Annotated in this window: 8 protein-coding genes; 1 reads left to right on the plus strand and 7 read right to left on the minus strand. The window is 54.9% G+C overall.

What is annotated here, in order from left to right; all coding sequences use genetic code 11:
• Window positions 1-329 precede the first annotated feature (329 nt).
• The 4 genes from I656_RS09945 to I656_RS0115245 all read right to left on the minus strand — a co-directional run bounded on the left by I656_RS09945 (window position 330) and on the right by I656_RS0115245 (window position 4,008).
• On the minus strand, window positions 330-1,643 hold the full coding sequence (locus I656_RS09945) for a superoxide dismutase (protein ID WP_033005275.1): 1,314 nt from the start codon (window positions 1,641-1,643) through the stop codon (window positions 330-332).
• 356 nt (window positions 1,644-1,999) lie between these two features.
• Window positions 2,000-2,401, minus strand: coding sequence for a hypothetical protein (locus I656_RS09940; RefSeq protein ID WP_020754622.1), 402 nt, complete (start codon window positions 2,399-2,401; stop codon window positions 2,000-2,002).
• Between the two features lie 18 nt (window positions 2,402-2,419).
• Window positions 2,420-3,073: an SMC-Scp complex subunit ScpB gene (gene scpB / locus I656_RS0115240; RefSeq protein WP_033005253.1), complete on the minus strand. Its 654-nt coding sequence runs from the start codon at window positions 3,071-3,073 to the stop codon at window positions 2,420-2,422.
• Between the two features lie 179 nt (window positions 3,074-3,252).
• Entirely contained in the window at window positions 3,253-4,008 is a 756-nt protein-coding gene (locus I656_RS0115245; RefSeq protein WP_033005256.1) for a segregation/condensation protein A, read from the minus strand.
• A gap of 194 nt (window positions 4,009-4,202) precedes the next feature.
• Here I656_RS0115245 and I656_RS09935 point away from each other — a divergent pair, with 194 nt between their 5' ends.
• Window positions 4,203-4,742 (plus strand): DUF309 domain-containing protein, encoded by a 540-nt coding sequence (locus tag I656_RS09935; RefSeq protein ID WP_020754625.1) that lies wholly within the window; start codon window positions 4,203-4,205, stop codon window positions 4,740-4,742.
• Between the two features lie 22 nt (window positions 4,743-4,764).
• Here the strand turns inward: I656_RS09935 and I656_RS09930 are convergent, their stop codons facing one another.
• The 3 genes from I656_RS09930 to ribA form a co-directional block, all read right to left on the minus strand.
• Window positions 4,765-5,121 carry a GNAT family N-acetyltransferase gene (locus I656_RS09930; protein ID WP_013144843.1) on the minus strand — a complete coding sequence of 119 codons (357 nt, stop codon included), beginning with the start codon at window positions 5,119-5,121 and terminating at the stop codon, window positions 4,765-4,767.
• Window positions 5,122-5,232: 111 nt separating this feature from the next.
• Complete coding sequence (ribE, locus tag I656_RS09925) at window positions 5,233-5,697, minus strand: 6,7-dimethyl-8-ribityllumazine synthase (RefSeq protein ID WP_033005258.1); 465 nt, start codon at window positions 5,695-5,697, stop codon at window positions 5,233-5,235.
• A gap of 20 nt (window positions 5,698-5,717) precedes the next feature.
• On the minus strand, window positions 5,718-6,456 hold a 739-nt coding region (gene ribA, locus I656_RS0115250; RefSeq protein WP_033005260.1), incomplete at its 5' end, for a GTP cyclohydrolase II.

Consider the following 6,456-nt stretch of genomic DNA (forward strand, 5'->3'; position numbering starts at 1 on the left):
CCCTCCTTTAAGGAGCGGGGAGGAATCGCCTGTTCCTCCTTTCCGATTAGGCTGAACGGGCCGCAGCCGAAGAAACGTCGCGGCGGAAACAGGCTGAACCCCAAAGCCGCGTTTTGTACAAGTGTATGCGTCGATGGGACAAATATGATGAAAAAATGCCGTTGCAAGGGGAGACAGCCTGAACGATCCGCTCCGGCGCTTGCGCTGGGCTCATTGATGACATTTCCCTGCAAAGAGAAAGCCGCTCCCCGAAAAGACGGACAGGTGTCCTGATGGATCGCAGCGCCTGCTCTCCCAAAAAAACGGGCAGGGGGTTCCCCCCCGCCCGTTTAAAACGGCTGCCAACGAAGCTTCCGCGCCTCATGAAAGCGCTCTTCAACGTTGCGCCAGTTGACGACGTTCCACCAATGTTCGATGTACGCCGCCCGATCATTTTTGTATTGCAAATAGTAGGCATGCTCCCACACATCAAGCACAAGAAGCGGGATCACATCCCATTGCGCCATGAGCTGGTGTTTTTCCGCCTGCAAAATTTCCAGCCGGTGCGCTCGCGGCGCCCAAACGAGCAGCGCCCAGCCGACCCCTTCGGCGCTTTTCGCCGCTTCGGTGAAATGACGGCGAAAGGCGGCAAAGCTGCCAAAATCGCGCTCGATTTGCGCCCGCAGCTCCCCGCGCGGCTCGCCGCCGCCCTCTGGATGCATGTTGTACCAAAAGATAGTGTGCAAATAATGCCCGGAGCCGTGGAACGCCGCTTCCCGCTCCCAATGTTTCAACAGATCAAAATTGTTCGTCCGGCGCGCCTCGGCCATCATCCGCTCCGCCTGATTGAGACCGTCGACATAGCTTTGATGATGCTTCGTATGGTGGAGGCGCATGATTTCTTCGGAAATATGCGGCTCGAGTGCATCATAACGGTACGGCAGCGGCGGCAAGACATGACGGCCGGGCGCTACTTGTTGACGCGGCTCACCGCCGTCGTCCGCATCCACCCAGCGTCGCTTTCCATCGGTCACGTTGTCCGCTTGACCCGGCTCGCCGTCAGCTATATCAGGCAGCGAGTCGGAGAGCTCCGCCATAAAAGCCGGCTCTTTTCCGTCCTCAACCCGCTCTGCCGTCCCGCTGGTGTCAAGCCATCCGTCTTCGTTCTCTTTGTTTTCACTCTCCAGTTCAGGCGACACCGATTCCCCTTCGACTTGTTCTTGCGTCGCCTCTTCTTCCCGCTCGGCAGCTGACGAATCAGCCAGGCGGACGGCCCGAGTGTATACGTCATCGACAAGACGCTGGAGCTCGTAAATCGCTTCTTCGGTCCATTCATCGCCGTGTCCATCGATGTACGCCAACAAAGACGAAAGCCCAACATCCTCAGCCATCCTGCGTGCAGACAGCGCCTGTTCAACTTGTCTTCCCCACGCAGCCGCTTCCATGACATACTGGCGAAGCGCACCGACATACACGTCATCGGCAAGGCGCTGAAGCTCGCGGACGGCCTCTTCCGTCCACTCGCCGTCATGCTCGGCAATAAACTCGAGCAGCGACGAAGCGCCATCCGTGCTTGCCCCACGCAAAGCGAGCGTCTCCTTGACTTGATTTCCCCATTCGTTCACCCTAGCCGCATATTGGGCGAACAACACCTGATCGTCCATTTGGTAAAAACCTCCTCCTGTTTTGTTCGCCATATCGTATGCTGTCATGGGGAAATCGTTCTTGTCCGCATTCACCCAAATTCCCGGCCGCTCATACATAGAGGAGCGAGGGCAGTCATCATAGGAAAAGACAGCAAGGAAGAACAGAATCGCCGCAATGCTTCCCTGCGGCGGGTCTGCAAATGAGCCATAGATAAACCGCTCAAAAAAATCGGGCTGACCCAAAACATATTCGCGTTTTGGGTCAGCCCCCCTTTTTTCTGAAAAAGGCAGGCTACTTTGGCAAACTGCCGGCTGCACCAAACGGTTTCCTTGTCCGGACGCACAGAAAACGCGGCGCCAACCGCATTTTCTCGTTACGCCGACCGTTCAGGCAAGCGGCACTCGCCGGTTTCCACCCATTCGCTGACAAGCGCCTGCAGCGTTTTGGCGTCTACCTCGGCAAAATAACGGCGCAATTCCTCTTCATCGTGAATATAGACGCGCTTTCGCTGCCGATACGCCGGATTTTTCCATAAACAGACAAGAGCAATGATGTCGCGCAAATGAATGTCGCGCCCATTAGCCGTAAACAGTGGATCGCTTTCATACGGCAGCCAATCAAGCAGCGCCGCCTCAAAATGGCGCAAATACAACACAGACAGCGTCCGCTCTTCGCCCCCGTCGCGGTACGTGACTTCCGAGCGGTTGAAATAGTCTTCAAACGTGTTCGATTGCGACTTTTGCAGCTCTTCACCGTACAGGCGGCAAACGTTCATGAGCGCTCTCCTTCCCGATCAGCCATTTTTCTTTAGTTTACCATATTCCGGCTGCCCATCGCTCAAATTTTCTGCTAATTTTTCGAAAAATAAATCCGCTTCCCGCTCGGATTCGCCATCGTCCGCCCATTCCGGCAGCGGCGGCAGCTCCTCGAGCGTTTTTAGCCCGAAATAATCGAGAAATTCCGGGGTTGTCCCGTACAAAATCGGCCGCCCGGTTCCTTCGGCTCGTCCAACCTCTTTAATGAGCGCCCGTGCCATCAGCGTCTGCAATGGCTTGTCGCTTTTTACGCCGCGAATTTCCTCAATCTCCGCGCGTGTAATCGGTTGGCGGTATGCGATAATGGCGAGCGTCTCAAGCGCCGCCTGCGACAGCGGCGATGCTCCCGGCGCTTCGACCAACTTCTTTAAATAGGGGGCGTGTTCTTTTTTTGTCGCCAACAAAAACACGCCGCCAAGTTCGACAAGCTGGATGCCGCGCTCTTCCCGTCGGCAGTCTTGTTGAAGCTCCTCGATCACCGCTTTCGCCTCTAGCTCGCTGACTTCCAACACAGCGGCAATTTGTGAAAGCGACAGCCCTTCGTCACCGGCAGCAAACAACAGCGCTTCGACAATCGCCTTCGCCGGCTTGAGCGCGCCGGCTCCCTTTTTTTCTCTTTCGTTTTGTTCCATCGCCCTTCTGCCACGCCAAACTCGTTGGCGCCCCTCCTCCTTTCCTCCTGTTTTCGTCGTTTCCCAAGTCTTCTCACCCCAATGTGAGTCAACTCTCCGCCTTATCATGGCATGGGCAAACAAACAACAAAAGAAAAGCGGCCCGCCGCAGCGAACCGCCGCGGCCAAACCGCACCACCTCAACCGGCTGGTTTCACCGCAAGAAACAAATCGCTGAAATTCCGTTCTTGCTCAACGATGATTTCGTCTTGCTTCATCAACTCTAAAATGGCCAAAAACGTCACGACGATATACGAACGATCGTAGGACGGAAACAGCTCGTAAAAGTTTTTCCGCCCGTTCGCCTGCTTTAGTTCATGCAAAATTTCCGCCATGCGCTGTTCGACGGAAATATCTTGGCGGGAGATTTTCGCCCGCATCGGTTTTTGCAGTTTTTTGCGGCGCAACAGCTTCGACAAGGCGCCAAGCATATCGTATACGTTCACATCCAGCGGCGCCGCCTTTTTCTCATCCGCGTATGCGCTTAAGTCGCTCGGCGGCTTTGTAAACAAAAGCGCCCGTTCCTCTTCGCGCCGCTTCAGTTCGCGCGCCGCCTCTTTAAACTTTTTATATTCAAGCAGCCGCTGCGTCAGCTCCTCACGCGGGTCCCCGTCATCGCCCCACTCGATGTCGCCGTCGACCGCTTCTTCATTGGAGGGCGGCAGCAGCATTTTGCTTTTGATCGCAAGCAAGGTGGCCGCCATCACTAAATATTCGCTGGCGATATCCAACTCAAGCTCCTGCATGGCGTGAATGTACGCCATATACTGCTCCGTAATTTGCGCGACCGGAATATCATAAATATCAATTTCATAGCGGTTGATCAAATGCAAAAGCAGATCAAGCGGCCCTTCAAACGCTTCGATTTTGACGTTGTACGGCAATTGCACATCCATCCCACCATTTTTTCCAGAACCACCGCCCGGTAGGCTCGTCTCCAGCTGCAGTACATTTATTGTATCATAACGAAGCGGCGAAGCGAACGGAAAACAGTCTCTTTTTTGCGCCGCAGGCCGCCGAAGCCGTATAATCGAAGAAGAGCCGTCCGCCTTCACATGGCGCGGCCCACTTTTGAAAGGAACGATGGCCGATGTATCCAAAAGCGTATATCGAGTATTTGGTCCATTTCCATAGCGACCGCGATTATTTTGAATGCCACGAGATTTTGGAGGAACATTGGAAACAAGACGGTCGAAACAAAGGTTGGCTTGTGCTCATTCAAATGGCGGTCGCTTTTTACCATTACCGGCGCGGCAACACTTCCGGCGCGCTCCGCCTCATTCGACGGGCGCGGGCGCTGCTTGACGAAGCGCAAGAGATGATCCGGCGGCTCGGCCTCGATGACGAGGCGCTCGCCCGCTTGCTCGACGAGACGGCTGGGCGGATCACTCGCGGCGAACCGTACGAAAGCGTCGAACTGCCGATTCGCGACCGTTCCCTTTATGAGCAATGCCAGGCCGCCTGCGCCCGCCGGCAGCTCGTTTGGGGGCAAGCCAGCGACCTAGCCAACCTTGATCTTGTGGATAAACACCGGCGCCGCGACCGCTCGGACGTCATCGCCGCACGCGAACAAAAAAAACGGGCCAAAGCGGAAGGAGTTGGCTTCCCTCCCCCTCCGCCGCCCGCCTGAGCGCGGCACCGCGCTAGTTTCGTTATTCGTTGCACGCATGGCATTTATCGAAAAACGAGGCGGTCCACTCGTTGGCGCACAATCGGCGGCCCGGGTACACCTCTTTCAATGCCTTGACCATCTGTTTTCCGATCCCTTGGTGGCGGTGTGACGGATTGACGCTGATGTGCTGGATTTCCACAACATCAGGAGCGCGCAACAGGACGCCGATAATGCCGACGATGTCATCCCCTTCTTTCCATAAAAACAGCTGCCAATCGTTGTTTGTTTCATACTGTTTCATCGTCTGCTGCAGCCGTTTCAGGTCTTTTTCCGTCGGCATAAACGACAACAGTCCCATGGCGATTTTCTCATAGTTTTTTCGGTAACGGATTAACATAAAAATCCCTCATTATCGACAAACGCTTTTCCGAAATGGAAAAGTTTTTGTCATTTTCTCTATACGTATTATAAACATTCTCACCGATATTGTGAACCATTTCATGCCTTTTTACGCAAATGTCCGCAAGACGTTCGCCATTTCGATCGCCGACACCGCCGCTTCCCATCCTTTATTGCCCGCTTTCGTGCCGGCCCGCTCGATCGCCTGTTCAATGGTGTCCGTCGTCAACACGCCGAAAATGACCGGAACACCGCTTGCAAGCGCCGCGTGGGAGACGCCTTTGGCCGCCTCGCTGCAGACGTAGTCAAAATGGCTCGTTGCCCCACGGATGACGGCGCCAAGCGTAATGACAGCGTCAAACTGCTTCGATTCCGCCATTTTTTTCGCCACAAGCGGGATTTCAAACGCACCCGGCACCCAGGCGACCGTGATGTCGCTGTCGCTCACGCCATGGCGCGTCAAGCCGTCGATCGCCCCAGATAAAAGCTTGCCCGTGATGAATTCGTTAAAACGAGAGACGACGATGCCGATTTTCAATCCGGTGCCGACTAAGTTTCCTTCAATGATGCGCATGTTCGTTGCTCCTCCCATCATTAAAAATGAAGCATATGTCCTAATTTTTCATGTTTCGTGCGCAAATATTTTTCATTTTCCTTTTTCGCTGGCATCTGAATGGGCACCCGTTCAACGACTTCGAGTCCATGCCCTTTTAAGCCGGCGATTTTGCGCGGGTTGTTCGTGAGCAGGCGCATTTTCGTCACGCCAAGATCTTTCAAAATTTGCGCCCCGATGCCATAATCGCGCAAATCGGCGGGGAAGCCCAGTTTTTCGTTCGCTTCGACCGTATCATAACCTTGCTCCTGCAACTTGTAAGCGCGCAACTTGTTCATAAGGCCGATGCCGCGCCCTTCTTGGCGCATGTAAAGCAACACCCCGCGCCCTTCCGCCTCGATTTGCCTGAGCGCCGCATGCAGCTGCGGACCGCAGTCGCACCGGTACGAGCCAAACACATCGCCAGTTAAGCATTCGGAATGGACGCGCACCAAGATCGGCTCATCCGGGATGATCTCTCCTTTGACAAGCGCCACATGCTCTTTTCCGTCGAGCACGTTTGTGTAGCCGATGGCGCGAAATTCGCCGAATTCGGTCGGCAGCCAAACGTCCACCTCCCGTTTCACGAGCTTTTCCCGCTGACTCCGATAGGCGATCAAATCTTTGATCGTGATCATTTTCAATCCGAACTGATCGGCGATTTGCCGCAAATCAGGAACGCGAGCCATCGTCCCGTCCTCTTTAATGATTTCGCAAATGACGCCGGCCGGCTTCGCGCCG

Source organism: Geobacillus sp. WSUCF1, assembly GCF_000422025.1.
Taxonomy (GTDB): domain Bacteria; phylum Bacillota; class Bacilli; order Bacillales; family Anoxybacillaceae; genus Geobacillus; species Geobacillus zalihae.